Annotated in this window: 19 protein-coding genes, 1 tRNA gene and 1 pseudogene; 12 read left to right on the plus strand and 9 right to left on the minus strand. The window is 56.4% G+C overall.

Annotated elements, in window-relative coordinates; genetic code table 11:
- Positions 1-270: 270 nt before the first annotated feature.
- The gene (locus tag ACTJJ1_RS15040) at positions 271-1,677 is read left to right on the plus strand and encodes a sugar porter family MFS transporter (RefSeq protein WP_004949416.1); all 1,407 of its coding nucleotides are present in this window, start codon (positions 271-273) and stop codon (positions 1,675-1,677) included.
- Positions 1,678-1,750: 73 nt separating this feature from the next.
- Positions 1,751-2,767: a UDP-glucose 4-epimerase GalE gene (gene galE / locus ACTJJ1_RS15045; protein ID WP_004949417.1), complete on the plus strand. Its 1,017-nt coding sequence runs from the start codon at positions 1,751-1,753 to the stop codon at positions 2,765-2,767.
- Positions 2,768-2,834: 67 nt separating this feature from the next.
- Here the strand turns inward: galE and purK are convergent, their stop codons facing one another.
- The 4 genes from purK to ppiB all read right to left on the minus strand — a co-directional run bounded on the left by purK (position 2,835) and on the right by ppiB (position 5,817).
- Positions 2,835-3,902: a 5-(carboxyamino)imidazole ribonucleotide synthase gene (gene purK / locus ACTJJ1_RS15050; protein WP_440834303.1), complete on the minus strand. Its 1,068-nt coding sequence runs from the start codon at positions 3,900-3,902 to the stop codon at positions 2,835-2,837.
- Positions 3,899-4,423, minus strand: a complete 525-nt coding sequence (gene purE / locus ACTJJ1_RS15055; protein ID WP_004949420.1) for a 5-(carboxyamino)imidazole ribonucleotide mutase — start codon at positions 4,421-4,423, stop codon at positions 3,899-3,901. Before purE ends, purK begins: the two co-directional genes overlap by 4 nt.
- 166 nt (positions 4,424-4,589) lie before the next feature.
- The gene (gene lpxH, locus ACTJJ1_RS15060) at positions 4,590-5,312 is read right to left on the minus strand and encodes a UDP-2,3-diacylglucosamine diphosphatase (RefSeq protein ID WP_440834305.1); all 723 of its coding nucleotides are present in this window, start codon (positions 5,310-5,312) and stop codon (positions 4,590-4,592) included.
- A 10-nt stretch (positions 5,313-5,322) separates the two neighbouring features.
- Positions 5,323-5,817, minus strand: coding sequence for a peptidylprolyl isomerase B (gene ppiB / locus ACTJJ1_RS15065; RefSeq protein WP_004949423.1), 495 nt, complete (start codon positions 5,815-5,817; stop codon positions 5,323-5,325).
- A gap of 332 nt (positions 5,818-6,149) precedes the next feature.
- Here ppiB and cysS point away from each other — a divergent pair, with 332 nt between their 5' ends.
- Positions 6,150-7,535 carry a cysteine--tRNA ligase gene (gene cysS / locus ACTJJ1_RS15070; protein WP_004949426.1) on the plus strand — a complete coding sequence of 462 codons (1,386 nt, stop codon included), beginning with the start codon at positions 6,150-6,152 and terminating at the stop codon, positions 7,533-7,535.
- A 61-nt stretch (positions 7,536-7,596) separates the two neighbouring features.
- Here cysS and ybcJ read toward each other — a convergent pair whose 3' ends face one another.
- Both ybcJ and folD read right to left on the minus strand, forming a co-directional pair.
- The gene (gene ybcJ, locus ACTJJ1_RS15075; RefSeq protein ID WP_004949428.1) at positions 7,597-7,809 is read right to left on the minus strand and encodes a ribosome-associated protein YbcJ; all 213 of its coding nucleotides are present in this window, start codon (positions 7,807-7,809) and stop codon (positions 7,597-7,599) included.
- Between the two features lie 10 nt (positions 7,810-7,819).
- The gene (gene folD, locus ACTJJ1_RS15080) at positions 7,820-8,686 is read right to left on the minus strand and encodes a bifunctional methylenetetrahydrofolate dehydrogenase/methenyltetrahydrofolate cyclohydrolase FolD (protein ID WP_004949430.1); all 867 of its coding nucleotides are present in this window, start codon (positions 8,684-8,686) and stop codon (positions 7,820-7,822) included.
- Between the two features lie 35 nt (positions 8,687-8,721).
- On the opposite strand from folD, the gene ACTJJ1_RS15085 reads away from it, so the two are divergent.
- From ACTJJ1_RS15085 to ACTJJ1_RS15095, 3 genes are all read left to right on the plus strand, one after another.
- Positions 8,722-9,096 (plus strand): hypothetical protein, encoded by a 375-nt coding sequence (locus tag ACTJJ1_RS15085; RefSeq protein WP_231106869.1) that lies wholly within the window; start codon positions 8,722-8,724, stop codon positions 9,094-9,096.
- Positions 9,093-9,389: a hypothetical protein gene (locus ACTJJ1_RS15090; protein WP_004949434.1), complete on the plus strand. Its 297-nt coding sequence runs from the start codon at positions 9,093-9,095 to the stop codon at positions 9,387-9,389. The genes ACTJJ1_RS15085 and ACTJJ1_RS15090 overlap by 4 nt, the downstream gene beginning before the upstream one ends.
- A gap of 146 nt (positions 9,390-9,535) precedes the next feature.
- Positions 9,536-9,612, plus strand: a tRNA-Arg gene (locus ACTJJ1_RS15095).
- A gap of 7 nt (positions 9,613-9,619) precedes the next feature.
- Here ACTJJ1_RS15095 and ACTJJ1_RS15100 read toward each other — a convergent pair.
- A pseudogene (locus ACTJJ1_RS15100) lies at positions 9,620-9,899 on the minus strand (tyrosine-type recombinase/integrase); the annotation flags it as partial.
- 129 nt (positions 9,900-10,028) lie between these two features.
- Here ACTJJ1_RS15100 and ACTJJ1_RS15105 point away from each other — a divergent pair.
- A complete protein-coding gene (locus ACTJJ1_RS15105) occupies positions 10,029-10,349 on the plus strand; it encodes a hypothetical protein (protein ID WP_122289250.1) in 321 nt (106 codons plus the stop codon).
- Between the two features lie 269 nt (positions 10,350-10,618).
- Here ACTJJ1_RS15105 and ACTJJ1_RS15110 read toward each other — a convergent pair whose 3' ends face one another.
- Positions 10,619-10,987 carry a hypothetical protein gene (locus ACTJJ1_RS15110; protein ID WP_122289249.1) on the minus strand — a complete coding sequence of 123 codons (369 nt, stop codon included), beginning with the start codon at positions 10,985-10,987 and terminating at the stop codon, positions 10,619-10,621.
- 334 nt (positions 10,988-11,321) lie between these two features.
- Entirely contained in the window at positions 11,322-12,347 is a 1,026-nt protein-coding gene (locus ACTJJ1_RS15115; RefSeq protein WP_051170108.1) for a GlxA family transcriptional regulator, read from the minus strand.
- A gap of 219 nt (positions 12,348-12,566) precedes the next feature.
- Between ACTJJ1_RS15115 and ACTJJ1_RS15120 the strand changes: the two genes are divergently transcribed.
- The 5 genes from ACTJJ1_RS15120 (at position 12,567) to ACTJJ1_RS15140 (ending at position 24,774) form a co-directional block, all read left to right on the plus strand.
- Positions 12,567-14,465, plus strand: coding sequence for a beta-ketoacyl synthase (locus ACTJJ1_RS15120; protein ID WP_004949500.1), 1,899 nt, complete (start codon positions 12,567-12,569; stop codon positions 14,463-14,465).
- Positions 14,466-14,586: 121 nt separating this feature from the next.
- Positions 14,587-14,997 (plus strand): membrane protein, encoded by a 411-nt coding sequence (locus ACTJJ1_RS15125; protein ID WP_037433883.1) that lies wholly within the window; start codon positions 14,587-14,589, stop codon positions 14,995-14,997.
- Between the two features lie 192 nt (positions 14,998-15,189).
- Positions 15,190-15,864, plus strand: coding sequence for a hypothetical protein (locus tag ACTJJ1_RS15130; RefSeq protein ID WP_230554897.1), 675 nt, complete (start codon positions 15,190-15,192; stop codon positions 15,862-15,864).
- A 55-nt stretch (positions 15,865-15,919) separates the two neighbouring features.
- Positions 15,920-23,758 carry an aminotransferase class III-fold pyridoxal phosphate-dependent enzyme gene (locus tag ACTJJ1_RS15135; RefSeq protein ID WP_440834311.1) on the plus strand — a complete coding sequence of 2,613 codons (7,839 nt, stop codon included), beginning with the start codon at positions 15,920-15,922 and terminating at the stop codon, positions 23,756-23,758.
- Positions 23,755-24,774, plus strand: coding sequence for an arylesterase (locus ACTJJ1_RS15140; RefSeq protein ID WP_440834313.1), 1,020 nt, complete (start codon positions 23,755-23,757; stop codon positions 24,772-24,774). The genes ACTJJ1_RS15135 and ACTJJ1_RS15140 overlap by 4 nt, the downstream gene beginning before the upstream one ends.
- The last annotated feature ends 1 nt before the right edge of the window (position 24,775 follow it).

The following is a 24,775-nucleotide window of genomic DNA, read 5'->3' on the forward strand; positions in this document are numbered from 1 at the left end:
GAAATCGATTACAAATAAATGGCTGCCATTCAAGGTTGATATTGAGGTCTGACAAGCGGTGTTTTTTATCTTGAGAGTGCCGGCAAACGCCATGAAGTTATTTTTACTTATAATCAATATGATATGTTTGATTTTTTATGCCGATAAGTAGGTTTACGAAAATGGAAATAATGTAACCGTTTCCACTAATGTGATCTCACTCACTTACCGCCTGCGGATTGCCTCCTATCATGACGGCTAACTGATTCAACGTTATCTATTGGAGGCTGTATGAGTGTTGCCGTCAAAATTGCGTCGGCTGAGAAAAGCCAGACGAATGCCGGTATGACTTTTTTCGTCTGTTTTCTGGCTGCGTTAGCCGGGCTGCTGTTTGGTCTGGATATCGGCGTGATTGCGGGCGCTTTGCCGTTTATTGCCGACTCTTTTCACATCACCAGCTCCCAGCAGGAGTGGGTGGTCAGCTCGATGATGTTCGGCGCGGCGGTCGGCGCCGTGGGCAGCGGTTGGATGAATTTCCGCATCGGGCGCAAATACAGCCTGATGATCGGCGCGATCCTGTTCGTGGCGGGGTCGTTGTGTTCCGCAGCGGCGCCCAATGTGGACATATTGATACTTTCACGCATTCTGCTGGGGCTGGCGGTGGGCATCGCTTCCTATACCGCGCCGATTTACCTGTCTGAAATCGCGCCGGAGAAAATTCGCGGCAGCATGATCTCGATGTATCAATTGATGATCACCATCGGGATTTTGGCCGCCTACCTGTCTGATACCGCGTTCAGCTACACCGGCGCCTGGCGCTGGATGCTGGGGGTTATCACCATTCCAGCCGGCTTGCTGCTGGTTGGCGTGTTCTTCCTGCCGGACAGCCCGCGCTGGCTGGCCTCGCGCAATCGCCATGAACAGGCGCGTCAGGTGCTGGAAAAGCTGCGCGACAGCAGCGCCCAGGCGCAGCATGAACTGAACGAAATCCGTGAAAGCCTCAAGCTGAAGCAGAGTGGCTGGGCGCTGTTCAAGGATAATAAAAATTTCCGCCGCGCCGTTTTCCTCGGCATTCTGTTGCAGGTTATGCAGCAGTTTACCGGCATGAACGTCACCATGTATTACGCGCCGAAGATTTTCGGCCTGGCGGGTTTTGCCAGTACCGAACAGCAGATGTGGGGTACGGTGATTGTCGGGCTGGTTAACGTGCTGGCTACCTTTATCGCCATTGGGCTGGTGGATCGCTGGGGCCGCAAACCGACGCTGATCCTCGGTTTTATCGTGATGGCCGTGGGCATGGGCGCACTGGGAACAATGATGGGTATCGGCATGAGTACGCCGGCGACGCAATATTTCGCCGTCATCATGTTGTTGATGTTTATTGTCGGTTTCGCCATGAGCGCCGGCCCGTTGATTTGGGTGCTGTGTTCAGAGATCCAGCCGCTTAAGGGCCGTGATTTTGGCATCACCTGTTCCACCGCCACCAACTGGATCGCCAATATGATCGTCGGTGCGACTTTCCTGACTATGCTCAATTCGCTAGGCAGCGCCTATACCTTTTGGGTCTACGCGGCGCTCAACCTAGTGTTTATCTTTATTACGCTGGCGTTGATCCCAGAGACCAAAAATATCTCTCTGGAACATATCGAACGCAATCTGATGGCCGGCAAGCCATTACGCAACATAGGTACGCGTTAGTCGGCTGGCTGCGCGCATGAAACAGGCATATGCATCGGGTGTTAGCGCCCGATGCTGATGAAAGGGGAGCATGATGGCGATTTTAGTGACCGGCGGTGCCGGATACATAGGTTCACATACGGTACTGGCGCTGTTGGAGCGCGGTGAAGAGGTGGTGGTGTTGGATAATTTGATCAACGCCTCCGAAGAGTCCTTACGCCGTGCGGAGCAACTGACCGGTAAAGCGGCGGTGTTCTGCCAGGGGGATGTGCGGGACGCGGCGTGCCTGAGCCGGATCTTCGCCGAGCACAAGATCGCTTCGGTGATCCATTTCGCCGGCCTGAAAGCGGTGGGAGAATCCACCCGCAAACCGCTGGAATACTACCAGAACAACGTAGCGGGCACGCTGGTATTGCTGGAAGCTATGCGCGACGCCGGGGTTCATCAGTTTATCTTCAGTTCTTCGGCGACGGTGTACGGCGAAGATGCGCCGGTGCCTTACCGGGAAGACATGCCGATCGGCGGCACGACCAGCCCTTACGGCACCTCCAAGTGGATGGTGGAGCAGATCCTGCAGGATTTCGCCAAGGCTGAACCGGCCTTTTCCATTGTCTCTCTGCGCTACTTCAACCCGGTGGGCGCCCATGAGTCTGGATTGATGGGGGAAGACCCCAGCGGGATCCCGAATAATCTGCTGCCTTATATTGCTCAGGTGGCCGTCGGCAAGCGGGATCACCTGAGCGTGTTCGGCGGGGACTATCCCACCAAAGACGGAACCGGCGTGCGTGATTACATTCACGTGATGGATCTGGCGCAGGGCCACCTGGCGGCGATGGATCACCTAAAGCAGATCGCCGGTTTTAAAGCTTATAACCTGGGGTCCGGGGTAGGGCATTCGGTGCTGGAGATGGTGCATGCGTTTGAGAAAGCCGCTGGCGTTGCCGTGCCTTATCAGATTTTACCGCGCCGTGCCGGGGATTTGCCCGCGTTCTGGGCCGATGTCAGTTTGGCTAAACGGGAACTGGGCTGGGAAGTGCAGCGCGGGCTCGATGCGATGATGCGCGATACCTGGAACTGGCAAAGCAAAAATCCGCAGGGCTATACCCGGTAGTGTTTTATCGGCCACAAAAAAGGGTTCAGCCTGGCTGAACCCTTTGATGTTGGTGCGAAGTAAAACCTTAAGCCAGCTTTTGCCGTGCCCAGGCCAGGCCGCTTTGGTATTCGGCCGGCAGCAGCGGTGCCAGTGCCTGCAACGCCTGTTGCAGCACGGTGGCGCTAGGATCGTTCAGGTTGAGGTGGCCGACCTTGCGGCCTTCGCGCACTTCTTTCTCATACCAATGCAAATGCACCAACGGCAGCGCCAGCCACTGTTGATTCACGGCGGTGCCGATCAGATTGACCATCACCGACGGCGTGCTGACCACCGGTTTCGGCAGCGGCAGGGCGAGAATGGCGCGCAGGTGCAGTTCGAACTGGCTGATGGAGGCGCCGTTTTGCGTCCAGTGGCCGCTGTTGTGCACCCGTGGTGCCAGCTCGTTAATCAGCAGGCTGTCGCCAACGATAAAGCACTCCATCGCCATCACGCCGACGTAGTTCAGCTCGTCGAGGATCGCCGCCAGCATCTGTTCAGCCTGCCGTTGCAGAGCGGGGTCAGGCTGCGGCAGCGCCACGCTGGTGCGCAGAATGCCTTCTTCATGCAGGTTATGGGTCAGCGGATAGAACACCGACTTACCGTCGTGCCCGCGCGCGCCCACCAGCGAAACCTCGCCGGAGAAGTTAATCCCCTGCTCGACGATGCACTCGCCGTAGGCATCCGCCGGCAGTTCCGCTTCCTGGCCCGGGCGCAAGCGCCATTGACCGCGGCCGTCGTAACCGCCAACGCGACGTTTGACGATCGCCAGTTCACCGAGAGTGGCGAACACCTGCGGCCACTCGGCGGCATCGGACAGCAATTGCCACGGCGCGGTGGCCAGGCCGAGCTGATCGAGCAGCTGTTTTTGCGTCAGGCGGTCCGCCAGACGGGGGAAAATATCGCGATTGACGAAGCTGTTGTGGGTCGCCAGTTCACGCGTCAGCGCGGTTTCCGGCCAGCGTTCGATTTCTGCGGTGATCACGCTGTTTTGATAGGGCACCGCTTCCGGTTCGGCGTCGATGCCGACCGGGTAAACGGCGATGCCCAGCGGTTCGCCGGCCTGGCGCAGCATGCGCCCCAGTTGGCCGTTGCCTAGTACGCAAACTGGCTTCATGCTTCCTCCCGCGGATCCGGGTTGTTCAGCACCTCTTCGGTCTGTGCCTGGCGCCAGTCGGCCAGACGTTGCGCCAGCGCGGTGTCGTGCAGCGCCAGAATTTGCGCCGCCAGCAGCGCGGCGTTGGCCGCACCGGCTTTGCCGATCGCCAGGGTGCCGACCGGAATGCCGCGCGGCATTTGTACGATAGAATACAGGCTGTCTACACCGCTCAGCGCGGCGCTTTGAACCGGAACACCCAGCACCGGAACCAGCGTTTTCGCCGCCAGCATGCCCGGCAGGTGCGCAGCACCGCCCGCACCGGCAATGATCACGTCAAAGCCGTTGGCGCCGGCCTGTTCGGCGAAACTGAACAGTTTGTCTGGCGTGCGATGAGCGGAAACGACTTCGACATGGAACGGGACATCGAGTTGGGTCAGGATCTCGGCCGCGAACTGCATGGTGGCCCAGTCACTTTTCGATCCCATTACAATTGCGATTTTAACCCCAGCGTTAGTGGCTGAAGCGGCGTTGGCTCCCATGGGTGTAAGGCTCCTGTAAGTGTACAAACGACGGCCGGTTGCCTGCGGCGGGAGGCCGAATGAGGGCGCAGATCATACCATGAGCGCACGGCGAGGAAAACGGTTGCGTCGCCGGTTTTCACCGTCGAAAACGCGAATTTTTTCACTCGCGTGGCAAGTCAGGGGGTTAGAAAGGGAATTGGATCAGTTCGACGGCGTCGGCGCTGACTTTGATCATCGAACCTTCAGTGTGCCAGGCGCCCAGCACCACGCGGTGGGCCTTGCCGTTGCTCAGTTCCAGCTCATGCACCGCCGGGCGGTGGGTGTGGCCGTGGATCATCCAGTGTACGTTATGGCTCAGCATCGCCTGCTCAACCGCCTGCGGGTTGACGTCCATAATGGCTTGCGATTTGCCCTGATTGCTCTGCCGGCTGCGAGCGCGCATCTTGGCGGCGATCTTCAGGCGCCAGCGCAGTGGCATGGCCAAAAACAGCTTCTGGATTAACGGATTATGTACCTTGCGGCGGAACTGCTGATAAGCCTGATCGTCGGTACACAGCGTGTCGCCGTGCAGGATCAGGATTTTGCGACCGTACAGCTCCAGCACTTTCTCTTCCGGCAGCAGTTGCATGCCGCTGGCGCGGGCAAAGCGCTTGCCGAGCAGAAAATCGCGGTTGCCGTGGATAAAGTAGCAGGGCACGCCGGCTTGCTGCAGCGTCTTCAGCGCATCGGCAATCTCCGCGTGCAGCGGTTCGGGATCGTCATCGCCGATCCAGGCTTCGAACAGATCGCCAAGAATGTACAGCGCTTCGGCGTGGATCGCATCGTGCCGCAAAAAACGCAGAAAACCGGCAGTGATTGCCGGTTCCTGTGCGCATAAGTGCAGATCCGCGATGAACAGCGTATTCATGCAGCCGCGATTACTCGCTGACGGTAACGCTGGTGACGATCACGTCTTCTACCGGAACGTCCTGGTGCATGCCGCTGCGGCCAGTTTTCACGGCTTTGATCTTGTTGACCACGTCCATGCCTTCAACCACTTCGGCAAATACGCAGTAACCCCAGCCCTGCGCGTTCTCAGCGCGGAAATTCAGGAAGTCGTTGTCAGCCACGTTGATGAAGAACTGAGCGGTAGCGGAGTGCGGATCGTTGGTACGCGCCATCGCCAGGGTGCCCACGGTGTTTTTCAGACCGTTGTTGGCTTCGTTCTTGATGGTCGCTTTGGTGTCTTTCTGGTTCATGCCAGGCTCAAAACCGCCGCCCTGAATCATGAAACCGTTGATAACACGGTGGAAGATAGTGTTGTCGTAGAAACCTGCACGGCAGTAGCTCAGGAAGTTTTCAACGGTAACCGGCGCTTTGTCAGCAAAGGTGTTGATAACGATGTCGCCGTGATTAGTGTGGAAAGTAACCATAGTTTTAGTCCTAACAAGATGAAGTGAGACGTCACGTAGAGCGAGTGAACATTCAGACCGACCTTATAACATATCTCTATTAACGAGTCAGCAGCGGCTAAACCGCGCAGGCTCTGTGGTAAATCGGGTGTTGTTATATTATAACAATTACGGCGACATTGATTGATACCCTGCGGCTTGCAAGATGACGGACATATCACCGATTTGCGCAACCCGGCGCAGCAAAGCGCGGGCTTAACCTTGCATTAGATCAGGCTTCGGGTTTCAATACACCTGCTAGGTGTATAGCCTAACTCCCTTTTTTGTTATCACGCACACCACGGAATGTCTCGATGCTAAAGATTTTTAATACCCTGAGTCGTCAAAAAGAGGAATTCAAACCCATTCATGCCGGTAAAGTGGGCATGTACGTGTGCGGGGTAACCATCTATGACCTGTGTCATATCGGCCACGGGCGTACCTTTGTCGCTTTCGACGTAGTAGCGCGTTACCTGCGTTATCTCGGCTATTCGCTGAACTATGTGCGCAATGTGACCGACGTTGACGACAAAATTATCCGCCGCGCGACAGAAAACGGCGAAAGCTGCGATCAACTGACCGCACGCATGCTGGCGGAGATGCACGCGGACTTCGATTCGCTGCTGATCGAACGCCCGGATCAAGAGCCGCGCGCCACCCAGCATATCGCCGAGATCATCGAGATCACCCAACGCCTGATCGATCGCGATCACGCCTATGTCGCCAGCAATGGCGACGTGATGTTCTCGATTGACAGCGATCCGCAATACGGCCTGCTGTCACGCCAGGATCTGGATCAGTTGCAGGCCGGCGCGCGCGTTGAGATTGACGACGTGAAGCGCAACCCGATGGACTTCGTGCTGTGGAAAATGTCCAAACCGGGCGAACCTAGCTGGCAATCGCCGTGGGGCGCGGGCCGCCCAGGCTGGCACATTGAATGTTCCGCCATGAACTGCAAGCAGCTCGGCACCCATTTCGACATCCACGGCGGCGGTTCGGATCTGATGTTCCCGCATCACGAGAACGAGATTGCCCAGTCCAGCTGCGCCCACGACGGCCCGTACGTCAACTACTGGATGCACTCCGGCATGGTGATGATCGACCGCGAGAAGATGTCGAAATCGCTGGATAACTTCTTCACTATCCGCGACGTGCTCGGCCATTACGATGCCGAGACGGTGCGTTACTTCCTGATGTCCGGCCACTATCGCAGCCAGCTGAACTACAGCGAAGAGAACCTCAAGCAGGCGCGCACCGCGCTGGAGCGTTTGTACACCGCACTGCGCGGCACCGACGCCAATGCGCAACCGGCCGGTGGCGAAGCCTTCGAAGCCCGCTTCCGCGAAGCGATGGACGACGATTTCAACACCCCGGAAGCCTACTCGGCGCTGTTCGATCTGGCGCGTGAGGTTAACCGCCTGAAAGGCGAGGACATGGCGGCGGCCAACGGGCTGGCGGCGGAACTGCGCAAGCTGGCGAAGGTGCTGGGCCTGCTGCAACAGGAGCCGGAACAGTTCCTGCAAAGTGGCGCACAGGCTGACGACGGTGAAGTGGCGGAGATCGAGGCGTTAATCAAACAGCGTAACGACGCGCGTAAAGCCAAAGACTGGGCGCTGGCGGATGCCGCTCGCGATCGGTTGAACGAGATGAGTATCGTGCTGGAAGACGGCCCGCAGGGGACCACCTGGCGCCGTAAGTAACAGGCGCAGCCGCAAACAAAAAAGGCGCTGATTATCAGCGCCTTTTTCTATGGAGCGGGGCTCACGGCTTAACTACAACCTGGCCGCCGTTAAACTCCACCACCTGATCGGCGACGATTTTGCAGCGTTTGCGCGTTTCGACTTTGCCGTTCACTTTCACCAACCCTTCGGCGATGACTTCTTTGGCGGCGCCGCCGCTTTCACACCAGCCCTGGAACTTGAGCAGGTCGCACAGTTCGACGTGCGGGTGACTATCCAGATTAAAAGTTTCCATACTGCCTTACTTATTTAGGTTGAACGTCGTGATATTCCTCGCAGGCCTGCAAGGTATTTTGGATCAGTGTAGCAACGGTCATCGGGCCAACGCCACCCGGAACCGGGGTAATGTAGGCTGCACGCTCACTGGCGGCATCGAAATCCACGTCACCGACCACTTTACCACTTTCCAGACGGTTAATGCCGACATCGACCACGATCGCGCCCGGTTTGATCCAATCGCCCGGAATAAAGCCCGGTTTACCGACCGCCACCACCAGCAGATCCGCGTTTTCGATATGATGACGCAGGTTCTTGGTGAAACGGTGGGTCACGGTGGTGGTGCAACCTGCCAGCAGCAGCTCCATGCTCATCGGGCGGCCAACGATGTTGGATGCGCCAACCACCACGGCATTCAGGCCGTAGGTGTCGATGTTATAACGCTCGAGCAGGGTGACGATGCCGCGCGGGGTGCAGGGGCGCAGCTTCGGCGCGCGCTGGCACAGGCGACCGACGTTGTACGGGTGGAAACCGTCGACGTCTTTATCCGGATGGATACGTTCCAGCACTTTGACGTTATCGATGCCGGCCGGCAGCGGCAACTGCACCAGAATGCCGTCGATTTCGCCGTCGGCGTTCAGTTTGTCGATCAGTGCCAGCAGCTCGGCCTCACTGGTGGTGGCAGGCAGATCGTAAGAGCGGGAAAGGAAGCCCACTTCATCACAGGCGCGGCGCTTACTGGCGACGTAAATCTGTGACGCCGGGTTCTCGCCCACCAGCACGACCGCCAGGCCCGGGGCGCGTTTGCCGGCCGCCAGACGTTGTTTAACTTGCTCAGCCACTTCGTTTCTAACCTGCTGCGCAATCGTTTTACCATCAATAATCTTTGCTGCCATCAGTGAGGAAATCCATCAATTAAGAAAAGCGGGGGATGGCGCTATTTTGTCAGAAGCTGAGCGCGCTGTCAGGCGTTGAATCGCGATCGCAGGCGTTTGCCGGTGGGGATTTACGTTTTTTTTATGCCAACGGAATGATCCTCTACGCCTTTTTTACCGGCTGCTGCGTAAGCTGGCATTATTCATACTGCGGTACGGGAGTAAAAATCATGATGGTCATCGCCCGGTTGCACTCATTGCACCACCCGATTGATAGCCAACCGAAACACGTCGGTGAAACGGTGTTCGACTCTTCTTTGCACCCGGCGGATGTGGCGCAACTGATTGCGTTGCACCAACTCGCCGTACACAAGGCGCAGCCTTCATGGAGAGCGCGGCTGCACGCGTTGTACCGGAGGATGCGAGCATGAGAAAACTCGTGGGCATAGGTTTTATGCTGCTGGCGTGGATGCCCTTGGGCCACGCCTCGTTAAATGCTGCACCGGTCAGCGCCGCGCTCAGCCAGCAGCTAACGGCGGCCTGCAACCTGCTGACGGCGCAGCACGCCGACTGGGGGAATATCAACGCGGTGGTGCGTTCGGCCCGCGTTTGCCTGCAACGCCCGGCAGGGCAGGAGCAATCCGAACGCCTTCCCGCCACCGCCGATCGCGGCCTGGCCCAGCGCAGCAGCAGCCTGCTGCCGGATCTCACCCAAGATAAATGAAGGCGTTGGCCCAATGGGCGGCACGGGTGATGGGCGAAAAATCGCCATAAAGCACGGCTGCCGCCGTAACGTCATGAAAAGGCATTGACTCAGTGACCTCTGACCGTATAATCCCAACCCGCAACCCCCGGTTGCCGCATCCCAATGCGCCCTTAGCTCAGTTGGATAGAGCAACGGCCTTCTAAGCCGTAGGTCACAGGTTCGAGCCCTGTAGGGCGTACCATTAAAATTCAATGACTTACGCAATTTTCAAACCTGCCTAATTTCCCCCTTGTGTCGTTATCATTCAAAAGCACGTCAATTTTCCGGACATGTTCCGTTAGGTGGTAGGTGCCAAATGGGCGTACCTGCGAACCATTTCTATCGATTCCCACCCACCCATTTCCTGTAGCACCGAAAGCGGTATGCCGGACTGGATTATCGTCAACGCGCATTTTTCCTCACCGCCGGTGTTACTCCACCCCCTGGACGTTTACGTGCCGCCGTATGCACAAACACATACATGCTGGCGCTTTCAAACCTCACTGCAAATCTGTGCTGGACAGGTGGCGACGCTAAACCAATGGCATGAAAAAGTAGTGAGGAACAATTAAGAACGATGTGAGTCTAATCTGAAATTTTCATTAATTAGGTGGCCAAATGAAGGGACTCATATTTTCTTGTCTGATTTTATCCATGCAAGTTATGGCAGGGACATCACCATCTTTTCAGACCTCCCCGATTGGGCTGAGTAAACCCACAGAAACAGTAGTCTTGGTTCCCAAGGAGAACAAGGAATTGTTCTCAGGCTCGGGTTCTAATGAGGGGTATTACTGCTATTACGATGGTAAAGCATTCTCTCTTGGTTCAATTTTAAAAGACAAGGCATGCAAGCTTGTTGATATTAAGACTGATAAGCCTCTTTTAAAGCTAGCGATCCCTCAATGGGTTAATGATGATGAGGCTAACGGTAAGAAGTAATCCCATCCGTTGAAAAATATTTGTCCTCATCGTTACCTTGATCTCGTCGTGACAATAGTTTTTTTCGATGTGGAATCACCCACACGGAGAAAAATCAAATGAAACCGTTACCCTAAAAGCAATCCAAACGGCTAATCAAAGCACTAGGGATGACAGCTCAGCTAAGCGGGATACTTACAGGTATGGATTACGAGCCACATAAAGCTGAGTTAATCGCCTGTCACAAACGTTGGTTACCTCTCTGAAGCAGAGAACCCGCCGCAGCGGGTTTATTTTAACTCTTTGATGACGGCCCTTAGGCTATCAAGGTCTATCCCGTAGTGGCTTGTCTTTGTTCTGTATCTGTCATCATAGTTCACCGTTGCTTCCCTCGCGGACAGCAGTTTTTTCACTACTCCGTCGCCATGCATGCCGCTGAACCCGTATGACTCGTTCCCATAAACCAATTCGCCGTCGATTAGCAGGCTTGCTGACCTTGGGTTGGCGCTTCCTGGGTATTTGACTTTGTAGTGCCCGTTAAGCTGGCTAATAGTTAGCTTTCCATCAGAAATGGATTCTCCATTATCGATGGCTTTCCATGGTGCGGCACTTGCTGTGCTTGCTAATAAAATCAATCCTAATAATACAAATTTTTTCATTCTTATCTCCCTATAGGAGATGGGATTATATCAGGTCAGGATTTCAACTCTATGCCTCTTTGTCCGGCTCAATCACCCCATCAGCGCAATTGCGCATTCACTGCCGTCGCTGCTTGCCGCCGACGAGGGCGTACGCTGGCCGGACACGCCGGCTATCCAGCCAGGAGGGGATCTTATCTTTACCTCGAGCAGCTTGAATGATCACTTTGCGGGAACCGTTAAGCGGGGCGAAGAGCGTTACGAGCTGTGGCGCTTGCCATTGAGTGGGCGCATGGCGAAAGCTGGCTGATTGAGCATGAGATGGGAGTGGGGCCCCTTGCGGGGCCCCTTCAGGTTAAAGCCTTGATTCAGCCTCGGCGGCGGAGTGTTCCGTGCGGAACATCTTGGCGCGAACGGTTTTGCGATAATCACCGGGCGAAACGCTGGAGATGCGTTTGAACTGGCGGTTAAAGTGCGCAATATCCTGGTAACCCACCAGAGCGGCAATTTCTTGAATACTCAAATTGGTCGTTTGTAACATATTGATTGCGGACTCAATCCGAACCTTTAATAGATATTGCAATGGCGAAATATCGGTCGCATTTTTGAAGCGGCGATTAAAGTTGCGCAAACTCATGCCTACCATATCGGCGAGTTTCTGCATCGGTAAGTCTGTCGTGCAATTTTCCTTTATCCAGGTTTGGATCTGGATTATATCCTCGTCAGGATGAGGCTTATTTTCTTCTCGGTAACACAGGCGCTCAAAGTGGCTGCGGATCTCGTGGAAGAACGTCCGTTGTGTATGGTTTGCCACTTTTTTACCGTAGGTGGTCTCAATAAAATGAATGGTGAGGTCGGAAAGGGCCTTAACGCTGGCAGCGCAGAAAATATTCTCGGATTGGGTGATGAAGTATTTTGTTTTTAAATTGACCTCGGGATAATCATGTGCGAACTGTTCGAAATAGTGCCAGTGGGTGGTGGCCGGTTGGTCATCCAGTAGCCGGGCTTCCGCCAGGAAGCAGCAACCGGTCCCGACGGCGGCTATCCGTGTGCCTTTTGCCGCCTGTATTGTCAGCCACCGGGTGATGTCCGTGTTTTGTCTTACGATAGGGCGAGGATTGCGCCAGATGGCGGGCAGATAGATGATATCGTAATCGGCATCGTCTTCCAGTACGTCATCGGCAATCAGGCTAAAACCGCTGTGTGTCGGTATAGGATTTTTATTAATGCCGATCGTGCTAATACTGAGGATGTTTTCGGGTTTGCATAAGGTAAGTGCGTATTTATCTTGATTTTTCTGATTGTTTCTTTGTTCTGCGAAATAACTACTCGCTGCTGCTTTCCACATTTCTATTGGCAGGCTGAGGCCGGAACTCAGCATGTGCTCACACAATACAAATCCTATCTTTGTATTTATCATTTTCCAATCAATACCTGATTTATTATTGGATTATTACTGCTACACCTGTCTTGGCCAAAAAAGTCTGCATTTTGGCCGGATTTTCATAATAGCTTTTGCCCACGCTTTGTAAACTGATATCTGTAAATTATCTAAAGTAAGTGAAGGCATAACGATGCCGCAGAAAGGCTAGGATACTCTATGGTCAAGTTACCTGTCATAACCGCCTTCGGTGGCTACGGGCCCGCAGGTCGGAGCTCTTCGCACCACGCGTTTCGTCGCATGGTCATAGACTCTTTGCCGGAAGAACAGCAGCAAGAAACGCTATTATCATTAGCAGTGCTGATGGGATTGCTTAAATATCAGGATGACGGCTACCTTAACGCGGAAGGGAATATACGCTCAGCCGCACAGGCAGCGGCTGAAATAAAAGAAGCCGTGTTGCAAGGCACGCTGATCAGAAAGATCGCCAAAGATTATTTTGACGTCGATGCCGTGGCCAGCCATGCCAAATTGAATATGGCGGCGGGTGCCGAACCTTTGAGTTTTGATCTACCCAGCCGGCAGGTACCCCAGCCTTTGCCGCAAGGATGGCGGGCTGAACCGCTCATGGACGATCTGGTGCGCATTACCGTTCGCGGTGAAATGGACTGCAAAATCGACGTCACGCTGCGCACTGAAGCGCAAGCCGCCGGGCAATTGCCGCAGGGGTTCAGGCCGGGCGAGCACTACAGCTCGCAGTTTCATCCCCGTGCCTTGCAGATGGCGATCGTCGCGGCTTCAGATGCCATTAATGCTCTGGGGATCCCGTGGAACGAAGTCCGGGCGGCGATTGCGCCAGACCAGTTGGGGGTGTATTCCGGCAATATTCTGGGGCAGCTCGACGATCAAGGGTTTGGCGGTATGCTGCAATCGCGCCTGAAGGGCCACCGCGTCAGCGCCAAACAGTGCCCGCTGGGCCTGAACAGCATGTGCGCCGATTTTTTGAATGCCTATGTGTTGGGCAGTGTGGGGCACACCAGCGCTACCCTGGGCGCTTGCGCCACCTTTCTCTACAACCTGAATGCCGCAGTAGAAGATATCAAGGCGGGCAGGATCCGCGTGGCCATCGTAGGGAGCGCGGAGGCGCCGATCACCTCGGAAGTGATCGAGGGCTTTGATGCGATGGGGGCGCTGGCGACGGAGAGCAAGCTCAAACGTATCGATGAAACCGAAACGGCAGACTGGCGCAACAGCAGCCGCCCGTTCGGCAACAGCTGCGGTTTCGTGATTGCCGAGTCCAGCCAATATATTGTGCTGATGGATGATGAACTGGCGTTGCAATTGGGGGCGGAGATCCACGGTTCGGTGAGCGATGTTTTCATCAACGCCGACGGCTATAAACGCTCTATCGCCTCGCCGGGGCCGGGCAATTACATCACCATGGCAAAGGCCGTAGCCTCTGCCGTCACGATGGCCGGGTTGGCATGCGTACAGAAAGGCTCTTTTATCCAGGCGCACGGTTCCAGCACGCCAAAAAACTGCGTGTCCGAAGCCGAGATCTTTGACCGGGTCGCCGAAGCCTTTTCCATTAACGCATGGCCCGTCACGGCGGTGAAATCCTATCTGGGGCACTCATTGGGGCCGGCGAGCGGCGATCAGTTGATTAGCTGTCTGGGCACCTTTAAGTACGGCATCTTGCCGGGAATCAAGAGCGTGGATCAGATATCGCCGCAGGTGAATGATGCTCGCTTGCTGATCCCAACCCAGGATCGGCCTTTGTCTGCCGACCAGGCGCAGATCGCTTTTATCAACTCGAAAGGGTTTGGCGGAAATAATGCTACCGGCGTGGTCTACTCACCGCAACTGACGGCGCAGTGGTTGCGCAAGCGGCATGGCGAACAGGCCTTTGCCGACTACCGGCAGCGCAGGCGGCAGGTAGAACAACAGGTGGCGGCTTATGATGCGGCGGCATCGCGCGGTGAATTGAACGTTATCTATCTTTTTGGGCAGCATGGCATGAATGAGGATGAGGTTAAGATCGACATGAACGGCATCACGATGCCGGGATTTGAACAACCGATTCATTATTCCAAAGTTAAACAATTTACAGATTTTTAATTATACGGATTTATAACTTTGTAGCGTTGAAGTTATTCAGAACACTATTTTTTATTTATAAGGGTGCTTGCGATTCCGCAAGCACCTTATCTGTGTGGCGATAATAATCGGGAGAAGTAAAGTGGTTAATCTCAGTGAGATGCTGATTGCCTTTGGTTGGGGCGGTATTGTTGTGGGTATTATGATGGGCGGTTTAATGGGGATGTACGCTTTTAAGGGGCCTTTTCGGGCGCCTAAAGGGCATGAGAATTACACCGATTTAAACCGCAGGATGTTGAGATTGGCGCATATCGCTTTTATTATGCTGCCATTAATATCAATGCTTTATGGCATGAGCATTGACACCTTACAGGTTCCGTACGTTTACAAGTATTATGCGGCGATATGCATGGTCATTCTTTCCCTGGGTATTCCTGTATTGCTGATTGCCTCCTGTTTTTACTTACCCTTCAAATATATTCAGGTTATTCCTTTTAGCTGTGGGATGTTTGCCTTGGTTGTTATGGCCGTAGGCAAGGTATCCGCCTTGTAATCTTCTATCAACCGTAGTTTTTATATTGAGATCCTAATAATGGAAACGTTACTGAGTGCACGCCAACTCGGCAGAGACGCTATTGCTGCAACGGTAGAAAAGAATAACTATCAACGTAATCATAAATTTGCAAAGAGATTAATTGATCGCGTTGAATCGCATCCGTTGATGAGAAACCCTATCTTGTCAAAAATGAATAGCGGTGAATTTGACCTCAACCAGATGAAAGTCTTCCATCTGGAGTTTTATCATGCCTTTGCCCAGGTCTTTACCGATGCGGTGATCGAAGCGCTGAGCTCGGCAAAACAGTTGGAAGGCCGCCTGGGCGCCCGGGCAAAAATGGCCGCGCGTTTCCTGCTGCAGATCAACCTGCTGGACGAATTGGGTTTCCACCCGGGGACCGGCAGTGACGGCAGCTATAACGGCCAGCCTGCATTGGCGCACTATGTGCAATTCTTCAATACCATTGAACAGCTGGGTATGAGTGAGGATGAGGTGAAAGCCTGGTTGCCGATGTCCAGCTCCGTGGCTTGCCGCGCAACCTTTGAAAACGCCTACGGCGATTACCCGCAGCTGGTAGCGTTGCTGGCCGTTGCGGAAACGGTGTTCCATGATTTTGCGACGCCTTGGGCGAAGAGCGTGGACGTGGCGACCGACATTGACGTTTCCCGCGGTTATCACAGCATTCACGTAGAAACGGAAACCGGTGAGTCGATTGAAGACGGCCACTCTGAAGATGCCTGGATTTTATTCTGCCAGGCGATAACGGAAGAGCGCTTTGATGAAATGGTACAACATGTGGATCTGTGGCTGAAGGTATGGAATGACTTCTGCAACGATCTGCTTGCCGGCCGTGCCGCAAAATAATTTCAGGCTAATTTAACTTTTCATATTTTATATTGAGAATAAAGAGCTAATCATTATGCCGTCTCATCAGTTGTTTAACAGGGGATTTAATTCCTTCAACCAACTATTGCCCGAGCTTGCTGTTCAACATACCGACAAGACGGCATTTGAATTTTTGCGAAGTGCCAAAGAAATAAAGAATCAAAGTTACAGACAATTGCATCAGCGCGCCGCATCTCTGGCCTGCGCACTTCAGCAATACGGTCATCGGGGCGACAGGGTTATTTTACTTTACCCCGACGGCGAAGATTTTATTGGCGCTTTTTTCGGATGCCTTTATGCCGGCATGATTGCCGTGCCTGTCCCTATGCCGGCCAAGGCCTCAGGCAGCGCGTGGGAGCGATTTATTGGGGTTTTACGCAATGCGCAAACGGAATTTATCGTTACCACAGGCAAAGGCGCTGAAACCTTAATATCGCTCGGTTTACCGCTGGCGCCGCTAATTTTTACCTTTGATCAACTGCCCGCAGTGGCATTGCCGGCGGGGTATCGCCTTCAGCATATCGATAGCCACTTTTCAGGGGCGTTTAATCCTGCACCGGTGAGCGACGACGATGTGGCTTTTTTGCAATATACCTCGGGTTCAACCGGTACGCCAAAAGGGGTCATGGTCACTCATGGCAACCTGTGGGCCAACTCTCAAGCCATCCATCGTTATTTCGGTCACCACAATGAAAGCCGCGGCATGATATGGCTGCCGCATTTCCATGATATGGGGCTGATCGGCGGTTTGCTTCAGCCGGTATTCGGGGCATTCCCCTGCCGGGTGATGTCGCCGATGATGCTGATGAAAAACCCGCTTAACTGGTTAAAGCAGGTGTCAGAGTTCCGTGCGACGACGTCGGGCGGCCCTAATTTCGCCTACGACCTCTGCGTGCGCAAAATCAGCCCTCAGCAGGCTGAAGGCCTGGATCTCTCCAACTGGGATGTGGCGTTTTGCGGCGCAGAGCCTATCCGGCCAGCTACGTTGCGCCAGTTCAGTGAACACTTTGCCCCGGCCGGCTTCCGGGGGCAGGCGTTTTTACCCTGCTATGGCATGGCGGAAACCACGCTGATCGTTACCGGCAGGGAGAAAGGCCAGGGGATGGCGGTCGCCGAAGAAAAAGCGGGGGATGTCGTCAACTGTGGCGAGGCGTTGCCCGGCACCGATGTCCGCATTGTCGATCCCGAGACGCTACAACCGCTGGCAGCCGGGCACACCGGCGAGATCTGGTTGCGTGGGCCCAGCATTGCGGCCGGTTATTGGGATAACCCGGCGGCGACAGAGGCCACCTTCCAGGCGCGCATCGAGCCTGATCCGGCGCATTGGCTACGCAGCGGCGATTTGGGGTTCCTGCAAGCGGGGGCGCTGTACGTCACCGGACGTGTGAAAGAACTTTTGATCGTCAATGGGCAAAACCATTACCCGACGGATATTGAGGAAACGATCAGGGGAGCAGATATTTTGCTGGCAGACGCAACCGTTTGCGTATTTGCCGCCGAGGTTGCCGAAACGGAACAGGCGGTGGCTTTGCTGGAGATCCCGGAACGTCTCAAAGAGACCCTGGACACCGCAGCGTTGAACCGGCGTTTGAATGCCGCGGTGGCCGAGCGGCACGGCATAACCCTGGGGGAATGGGTATGGGTCGGCCGCCGGGCCATTCCACGCACCACCAGTGGCAAATTGCAACGTACCCGCGCCAGAGAAATGTACCGGCAAAATGAACTGACGGTGCAATGGCGTAGCCGGGCCGAGCCGCCGCAAACCGCCCAGGTTGCCGATGTTGCCTCATACAGCGCGCCTGCCCTGGCCGCGCTTATCGCCGGTATCATCGGCATTGCGGTCAACGGCGCTGTCGGTGAAGAACAGTGGGATGAGGCCTTTACCGCCTTTGGGCTGAACTCGTTACAGGCCGTTGGCGTGATCGGCGAGTTAGAACAACATTTGGGGCGTGAGCTGTCGCCGGCGCTGATTTACGATTATCCGACGATCAATAAGCTGGCTGCGGGTCTGTTGCAACCCACTGAGCGACCGGAAGCGCTTGCGACGGCCGTGGCCGGCCAGGATATCGCCGTGATTGGCATCGGGGTTGAACTGCCAGGCCACAGTGGTGTGCAGGCGCTATGGGCGATGTTGCAGCAGGGGCAAAGCACCACGGGTGAAATCCCCGCTCACCGTTGGGCCGGCTCTGCACTCGGCGGTTTTAACCGCAAGGGCAGTTTCTTTGACCGCGTGAGCGATTTTGACGCCGGTTACTTTGGCATTTCGCCGCGCGAGGCGGAGTATATCGACCCGCAACATCGCCTGCTGTTGGAAACCGTGCAACAGGCGCTGACCGATGCGGGGTTACAGGCTTCGGCGCTGCGGGGCAGCGACACCGCGGTGTTTATCGGCATCAGCGCCAGCGATTATGCCCTGGTCTCGGGCAACCGGGTTTCCGCGTATAGCGGGTTGGGCAATGCGCACAGCATTGCCGCCAACCGCATATCTTATCTTTATGATTTTAAAGGGCCGAGCGTCGCCATCGATACCGCCTGTTCCTCTTCGCTGGTGGCCATCGACGGGGCCATGCAAAGCCTGCGCTCAGGACGCAGTTCGCTGGCTATTGCCGGCGGCGTGAATCTGGCGTTGACGCCGCATTTGCAAAAGGTCTTCACCGAGGCGCAGATGTTGGCACCGGACGGCCAGTGCAAAACCTTTGACGCGCGCGCCGATGGCTATGTGCGTGGCGAGGGGTGCGGCATCGTTGTTTTGAAACCCCTGGCGCAGGCATTGGCCGATGGCGATCGGGTTTATGCCACCTTGGTTGCCAGCGCCATCAATCAGGATGGCCGCAGCAACGGCATCACGGCGCCTAACGGGCCATCGCAGCAGGCGGTGATCGCGCGGGCGCTGGCCGAAGCGGGCATCGACAGCAATCACATCGACTATGTGGAAGCGCATGGTACCGGGACGGCGCTGGGCGATCTGATCGAGTATCAGGCGCTGGAAGCGGTGTTTGCCGAGCGGAGCCAACCGGCACCGGTTCAGGTGGGATCGATCAAGACCAATATTGGCCATCTCGAAGCCGCAGCCGGCGTGCTTGGGGTGGTGAAGACCGCGTTGATGCTGCATAGCCAACAGCGCGTGCCTCATTTGAATTTCCAGCAGAAAAACCCGCATATCGCCGCCATTAGCCGCCGGGTGGCGGTGGCGGGCAGTCACCCTTGCGCCTGGGAGTCTGCGGCGGGCCAACGTTATGCCGGTGTCAGCAGTTTTGGCTTCGGCGGGACGAACAGCCACGTGATACTGCGTGATTGCCCGCAGGCCGTTAAGCGCGATGAGGCGGCCCAGCCGCTGACGCTGCTGCTGGTGGCCTCGCACGAAGAGCAGGGTTTCAACGCGCAGCGTGACGGCATTTATAGCACCTTGCAAATGCAGCACGACGTTGACGTCCCGGCATGGTGTCGCCTGGTCAATACCCGTTATGACCACCAGCGCTATCGTGGGTTTGCCCATGGCGCCAACCGCCGGCAATTGGCAGAAAACCTGGCGCAACTCACCGCGAATAAAGCGGAGAAACCGCGCCCGCAGGTCTGGCTCTTCCCTGGGCAGGGAACGCAGCAAATCGGCATGGGGGCGGCTTTATACCAGCATCTGCCGCACTACCGCAGGTGCTTCGATAGCCTGGCTGAGCGGGTTCAGGAAGAGTATCAAATCGATATTCGGCAAGCGCTGCATGCGCAGGACGACAGTTGGCAGCATTGCGCCAAAACCTGCCAGTTGGCCCTGTTTGCCTGCAGCTATGCCACGGCGGACTGCTTGTTGCAGTTCGGGCTACGCCCGACGGCGGTGATTGGCCATAGCCTGGGCGAGTATTGCGCTGCGGTTGTCGCCGGCCAGATTTCGCTGGAGCAGGGGTTGGCGATGGTTCATCAGCGCGCACGCCTGATGGGCAACCTGGAGCAGCGGGGTGCGATGGCGGTGGTGTTCAGCGGCGAAAACGAGGTTCGCCGCTGTATCGCCCCTTGGGCCGATGATATCGATATTGCCGCGTTCAATACGCCAACGCTGACCACCATCACCGGCAGTTCGCCGGCGATTGACGCTTGTCTACAGGCGATTTCGGCGCAAGGTGGCCATGCCCGCCGGATCAAAACCAGCAACGCCTTTCATTCTCACCTGATGGATCCCATCTTGCCGGCGTATCGCCTTTGGTTGACGCAGCATATTGATTTCGCTGAGGGGAATATCCCTTTCTACAGCAATCTGGACGCTCTGCCGCGCCGGCACACCGATGCCGACTACTGGAGCCAACAAATCCGGCAGCCCGTTCATTTCCTGCAAGGCATACAGGCGCTGCGGGAGGAAGGGAAATATACCTTTGTGGATCTGAGCGCCGACAGTTCGCTGGGCAAGTTCGTCGCAGCCACCGATCGCAGCCAACCGATTTTGGCGGCCGCCGATCATCGCCATGAATACCAATCACTGCTGACGCTGCTGGGTTCGTTGTGGCAGCAAGGGCATGACATCGACTGGTCCAGGCTGTATCGCGCAACAAGTCGTGAAGCGTTGATGCTGCCGGCCATTCAATTTTGTCGGAAAACTTATTGGCTGGCCGATGAAACGCCAACGCTGCCGCCATCTTCACATGAGGACGCTATGTCAAAACAACATCAATTACACGCCGAAATCAAAGCGATCATTGCCGGGTATTTGGGGGCATCGCCCGAAGCTCTGGATGATGATCTGCCCTTCCTGGAAATGGGGGCCGACTCGCTGGTCTTGCTGGATGCGATCAATACCATCAAGGATCGCTATGGCGTGGTGATCCCGCTGAGATCGCTGTTTGAAGAGTTGAACACGCTGGATGCGGTGATCCATTACGTTGTGGAACGTGCACAAGTGCCGGAGCCCGTCGCGGTGGTCAGTGAAAGCCGGGTTGTGACGGCAATGCCGCAAGCCGACGCTTCGGTGATGCCTGCGTCGGCCCCTCAGCTCGAACTGGAAGGGGGAATACCGGCAATGGCCCCGGCCGAGTTGCAAGGTGTGATTGCGCGGCAATTAGAGGTCATGTCGCAACAGCTGCGCCTGTTAAGCGGCGGCGATGCTAAACCGCTTTCCGCGCCCGCGCTGCCTTCGGCTCCGGCAAGCGCGCCGGTAGCCGCACTTCCTGCACCGGCAGTGGCGAGTAATGCGCCTGCTACCGCTGCACCGGCCAAAGCCGGCCCGCACGCTAGCTGGTTTAAAAAGGAAACCAGGAAGGCGTCATTAGGGGCCGAGCGCGATAAACACATACAGCAATTGACGCAGCAGTTTGTCAGCAAAACCCCGGGTTCCAAGCACAATGCGCAGCAGTACCGCGCCGTGCTGGCGGATAACCGGGCATCGGCGGGTTTCCGTTTATCCACGAAGGAAATGCTGTATCCCCTGGTGGGCGTGCGTTCACAAGGCTCCCGTATTTGGGATGCCGACGGTAACGAGTACATTGATTTCACCATGGGGTTTGGCGCCAACCTGATGGGCCATGCACCTGAGTGCGTGCAGCAGGCCGTTGCCGCACAGCTGGCGCAAGGCATGCAAATCGGGCCGCAGAGCCCGCTGGCCGGTGAGGTTGCAACATTGATTGCAGAGCTGACGGGCCAGCACCGCGTGGCGTTTTGTAACTCCGGTTCTGAAGCCGTCATGAGCGCGGTGCGTCTGGCGCGTGCCGTAACGGGCAAGAACAAAGTGGCGCTGTTCAGCGGCTCTTATCACGGCGTTTTCGATGGCATCCTGGGGCGTCAGCAGGGGGGCGAAACCCCGGAGCGAGCGGTGCCGATTGCCGCAGGGACGACGGCGTCCCTGGTCGAGGATCTGCTGGTGCTCGACTACGGCAGCGAAGAGAGCCTGGCTTTGATTGCCCGGTATGCCGATCAACTGGCTGCGGTCATTGTGGAGCCGATTCAAAGCCGCTATCCCGATCATCAGCCGCGCGACTATTTGCATGCGCTGCGTAAGCTGACGGCCGAGCGCAATATCGCCTTGATGTTCGATGAAGTGATTACCGGTTTCCGCCTGGCTGCCGGCGGTGCGCAGGCGTATTACGGTGTCCAGGCCGATATCGCCACCTACGGCAAGATTGTCGGCGGCGGCATGCCGATTGGCGCTATTGCGGGGGCGGCGCGCTTTATGGACAGCATCGACGGCGGTTTCTGGCAATACGGCGATGAATCCTGGCCGCAAGCCGAACTGATTTTCTTTGCCGGGACCTTCTCCAAACACCCTCTGACCATGGCGGCCAGCAAAGCGGTGCTCGACTATATCAAGAGCCACCCCGGGCTCTATGACGACATCAACCAAAAGACGCATTACCTCGCGCAGACGCTCAACACCTGGTTTGTCACGACGGGTACGCCGATCGAGATCGTCTCGGCGGGCAGTTTGTTCCGTTTCAAATTCAGCGGTAACTACGACATTCTGTTCCACCACCTCATGCTGCGCGGCATCTTTATTTGGGAGGGCCGCAACTGCTTCGTGTCCACCGCGCACTCTTCGCAAGATATAGAGCTCTTTATCGCGGCGGTAAAAGAGAGCGTTAATGTCATGCGCGTTGACGGTTTCTTCGGTGATGCCGGTTTGCACCCCGATACACCTTACCCGGCCGCCGACAGCCAGCAGCGCTTTATGCTGCTGGCCGCCAAAGACGAAAGCGGGCTGTGCGCGGGCAACGTTGGCTGCGTGGTTGAAACGGCGCGTGAAATCGAGGGTTCACTTCTGGCCGAAGCCTGGGCGCTGCTGAGCGAACGTCATGACTCTTTGCGTATGCAGTTCAATGACGCGGGGGAGTTGCGGGTGGCGTCGGGCGTGGTCAATGTCGATTTTATTGAGGAGCGCAGTGAGTCCACGGACCCTGCAGCCCGCCTGGCCGCGTTTGCCGCTAAACCCTTCGAATTGACGGCATCGCCGCTGGCGCGCGTCTTGTTGCTGAGCCAGCCCGGCCAAACGGCCCTGGCGTTGACGGCGCACCATACGGTGGCGGATGGCTGGTCATTTATGGTGATGCTGCGTGAACTGCTGCATATCTACGATGCGCTGGCGGCAGGGTTTAGCCCTGAGCTGTCGGCGGCGCCGAGCTATTTGCATTTTATGCGTGCGGAAAAGACGGCCAATGATGCAGAGGTTGCTCAACGGCTGGCCGCTATCCCCGCACGTCGTTTCGATCCCGCCAGCGCGCTGCCGGTTGTCCTGCAGGCCGCGCTGTATCAAGGCCAGCGTTTGAAGCAAGGGCTGGCTTACCCGAACTTGTCGGCCCAACTGCGTAAAGTGGCCGCCGAACTGCGCACGACTCGCTTTGCGATGTTGAACGCCCTGTTTGTACTGACGCTCGAGAAGTTTGTCGGCCACTCTCTGTTGCCTGTCGCTGTGCCGAATGCCGGGCGTGACTTCGAGAACAGCGAAGGGTTGGTCGGCCAATGCGTCAGCCTGATGCCGTTGTGTTTCAACAGCGCCGCGAGCGCTTCGTTGCCTGAGTTTGTGGCCAAGGTGCATCAGGCCATTCTGGCGCAGCGTGACGCGCCGGCATTGCCGTCCCGTTGTTTCCATGGCGAGCAAGCGCCGCTGCCTCTGCTTGCCACATTCAATGTTGAGCCGTCCGTTCCTTTGGCGGAAATGCGCCAGTGGCAGGCCAGCCTGTCGATGCTGCCGGTCAACGCGGTCGAGTTCCCCCTGATGATCAACGTGGTGGAAATGGCCGATGAGCTGTCGATTGAGCTGGATTATCAGGCGCGTTATTTCACCGAGCAAACCGCCTCAGCGCTGCTGGAGCCGTATCTGGCTGCGATTGCGGTTCTGGCAGAGCAAGGCGTGAGCGCCGTAAATCAGCAGTTTTATTCACCGGTTGCCGTGGAAGCATGATGAAAAAGTTGATGGGGATAGCGCTGGCCGTCGCTGTGCTGGCGTATGTAATCAATCTGCTGTTTGACGCCGGCGTGTTCTACCGCGTTCAGGATATCAACCTGCAGCAATGCCAAAAAATACCGGGGATCAGCGGGGCGGAGGATATTGCGCCGCTAAAGGAGGGGGGCGCGCTGATCAGCAGCCTGAATCGCCACGATAACGCGCCGGGGGCGCTCTATTACCTCCAACAAGGGCAAGCGCCCCTGCGTTTACCCGGCGACTATCCGGCTGAGTTTTACCCGCACGGTATCGATGTGTGGCAAAAGGGCGCAGAGACGTGGGTTTACGCCGTGAGCCACGCCTCTCGTGGGGATCGCATTGAGACGTTCCGTTTTGAGCGTGCGGCGATGCGGCTGGTTTATCAGCCTGAGCTGTCGCGCAGCGTCGGCAAGAATATCAACGACATCAGCGTCATTGATAAATCCCGTTGGCTGTTGACGCGCGATCACGCCTTTTCCGGCATGTTGGGGCGCGTTGAAGACTATCTGCGGCTGCCACTCTCGCTGGTCTTGCTGGTAGACGACGCGGGGGAACATAGGCTGCTCGATGGGTTGCATTTTGCCAACGGCATTTACTACGACCCGCAACGGGGGCGGCTGTACGTGGCGGAAACCACCAACGGCACCCTGAGCAGTTGGGCATGGCGGCCGGGCGAGGCGTCCCCCGTCTTGCTGGGGCGGTTCACCGGGTTGCACGGGGTCGACAATATCATGCCTGACGGAGATGGGCTGCTGGTGGCCGCACATCCGCAACTGTTAAAGCTGGCCGCATTTCAAAAGGATGCGCAAGCGCGTTCGCCGTCGCTGGTCTGGCAACTGTCGCTGGGCCCACAGGGCGCGGTTGAGCACTCGCGAATTTTTTACCAGAGCCATGGCCAGGCGCTGGCGGCGATCAGCGTGGCGGCGCCGCTCGGCGGGCGGATCCTGATGGGCAGCGTATTTGACGATGGCCTGCTGACGTGCGGGGAGCAATAAC

Source organism: Serratia sp. 22264 (genome assembly GCF_052045345.1).
In the GTDB taxonomy this organism is placed as follows: Bacteria; Pseudomonadota; Gammaproteobacteria; order Enterobacterales; family Enterobacteriaceae; genus Serratia; species Serratia plymuthica.

What these genes read in the sequence shown, in the direction of transcription:
- purK (WP_440834303.1), bottom strand. Translation starts at nt 3,902, where the DNA reads ATGAAGCCAGTTTGCGTACTAGGCAACGGCCAACTGGGGCGCATGCTG.
- ACTJJ1_RS15110 (WP_122289249.1), bottom strand. Translation starts at nt 10,987, where the DNA reads ATGAAAAAATTTGTATTATTAGGATTGATTTTATTAGCAAGCACAGCA.
- galE (WP_004949417.1), top strand. Translation starts at nt 1,751, where the DNA reads ATGGCGATTTTAGTGACCGGCGGTGCCGGATACATAGGTTCACATACG.
- ACTJJ1_RS15085 (WP_231106869.1), top strand. Translation starts at nt 8,722, where the DNA reads ATGGCGCTATTTTGTCAGAAGCTGAGCGCGCTGTCAGGCGTTGAATCG.
- cysS (WP_004949426.1), top strand. Translation starts at nt 6,150, where the DNA reads ATGCTAAAGATTTTTAATACCCTGAGTCGTCAAAAAGAGGAATTCAAA.
- ppiB (WP_004949423.1), bottom strand. Translation starts at nt 5,817, where the DNA reads ATGGTTACTTTCCACACTAATCACGGCGACATCGTTATCAACACCTTT.
- lpxH (WP_440834305.1), bottom strand. Translation starts at nt 5,312, where the DNA reads ATGAATACGCTGTTCATCGCGGATCTGCACTTATGCGCACAGGAACCG.
- ACTJJ1_RS15105 (WP_122289250.1), top strand. Translation starts at nt 10,029, where the DNA reads ATGAAGGGACTCATATTTTCTTGTCTGATTTTATCCATGCAAGTTATG.
- ybcJ (WP_004949428.1), bottom strand. Translation starts at nt 7,809, where the DNA reads ATGGAAACTTTTAATCTGGATAGTCACCCGCACGTCGAACTGTGCGAC.
- purE (WP_004949420.1), bottom strand. Translation starts at nt 4,423, where the DNA reads ATGGGAGCCAACGCCGCTTCAGCCACTAACGCTGGGGTTAAAATCGCA.
- ACTJJ1_RS15140 (WP_440834313.1), top strand. Translation starts at nt 23,755, where the DNA reads ATGATGAAAAAGTTGATGGGGATAGCGCTGGCCGTCGCTGTGCTGGCG.
- ACTJJ1_RS15130 (WP_230554897.1), top strand. Translation starts at nt 15,190, where the DNA reads ATGAATAGCGGTGAATTTGACCTCAACCAGATGAAAGTCTTCCATCTG.
- ACTJJ1_RS15115 (WP_051170108.1), bottom strand. Translation starts at nt 12,347, where the DNA reads ATGCTGAGTTCCGGCCTCAGCCTGCCAATAGAAATGTGGAAAGCAGCA.
- ACTJJ1_RS15040 (WP_004949416.1), top strand. Translation starts at nt 271, where the DNA reads ATGAGTGTTGCCGTCAAAATTGCGTCGGCTGAGAAAAGCCAGACGAAT.
- ACTJJ1_RS15120 (WP_004949500.1), top strand. Translation starts at nt 12,567, where the DNA reads ATGGTCAAGTTACCTGTCATAACCGCCTTCGGTGGCTACGGGCCCGCA.
- ACTJJ1_RS15090 (WP_004949434.1), top strand. Translation starts at nt 9,093, where the DNA reads ATGAGAAAACTCGTGGGCATAGGTTTTATGCTGCTGGCGTGGATGCCC.
- ACTJJ1_RS15135 (WP_440834311.1), top strand. Translation starts at nt 15,920, where the DNA reads ATGCCGTCTCATCAGTTGTTTAACAGGGGATTTAATTCCTTCAACCAA.
- folD (WP_004949430.1), bottom strand. Translation starts at nt 8,686, where the DNA reads ATGGCAGCAAAGATTATTGATGGTAAAACGATTGCGCAGCAGGTTAGA.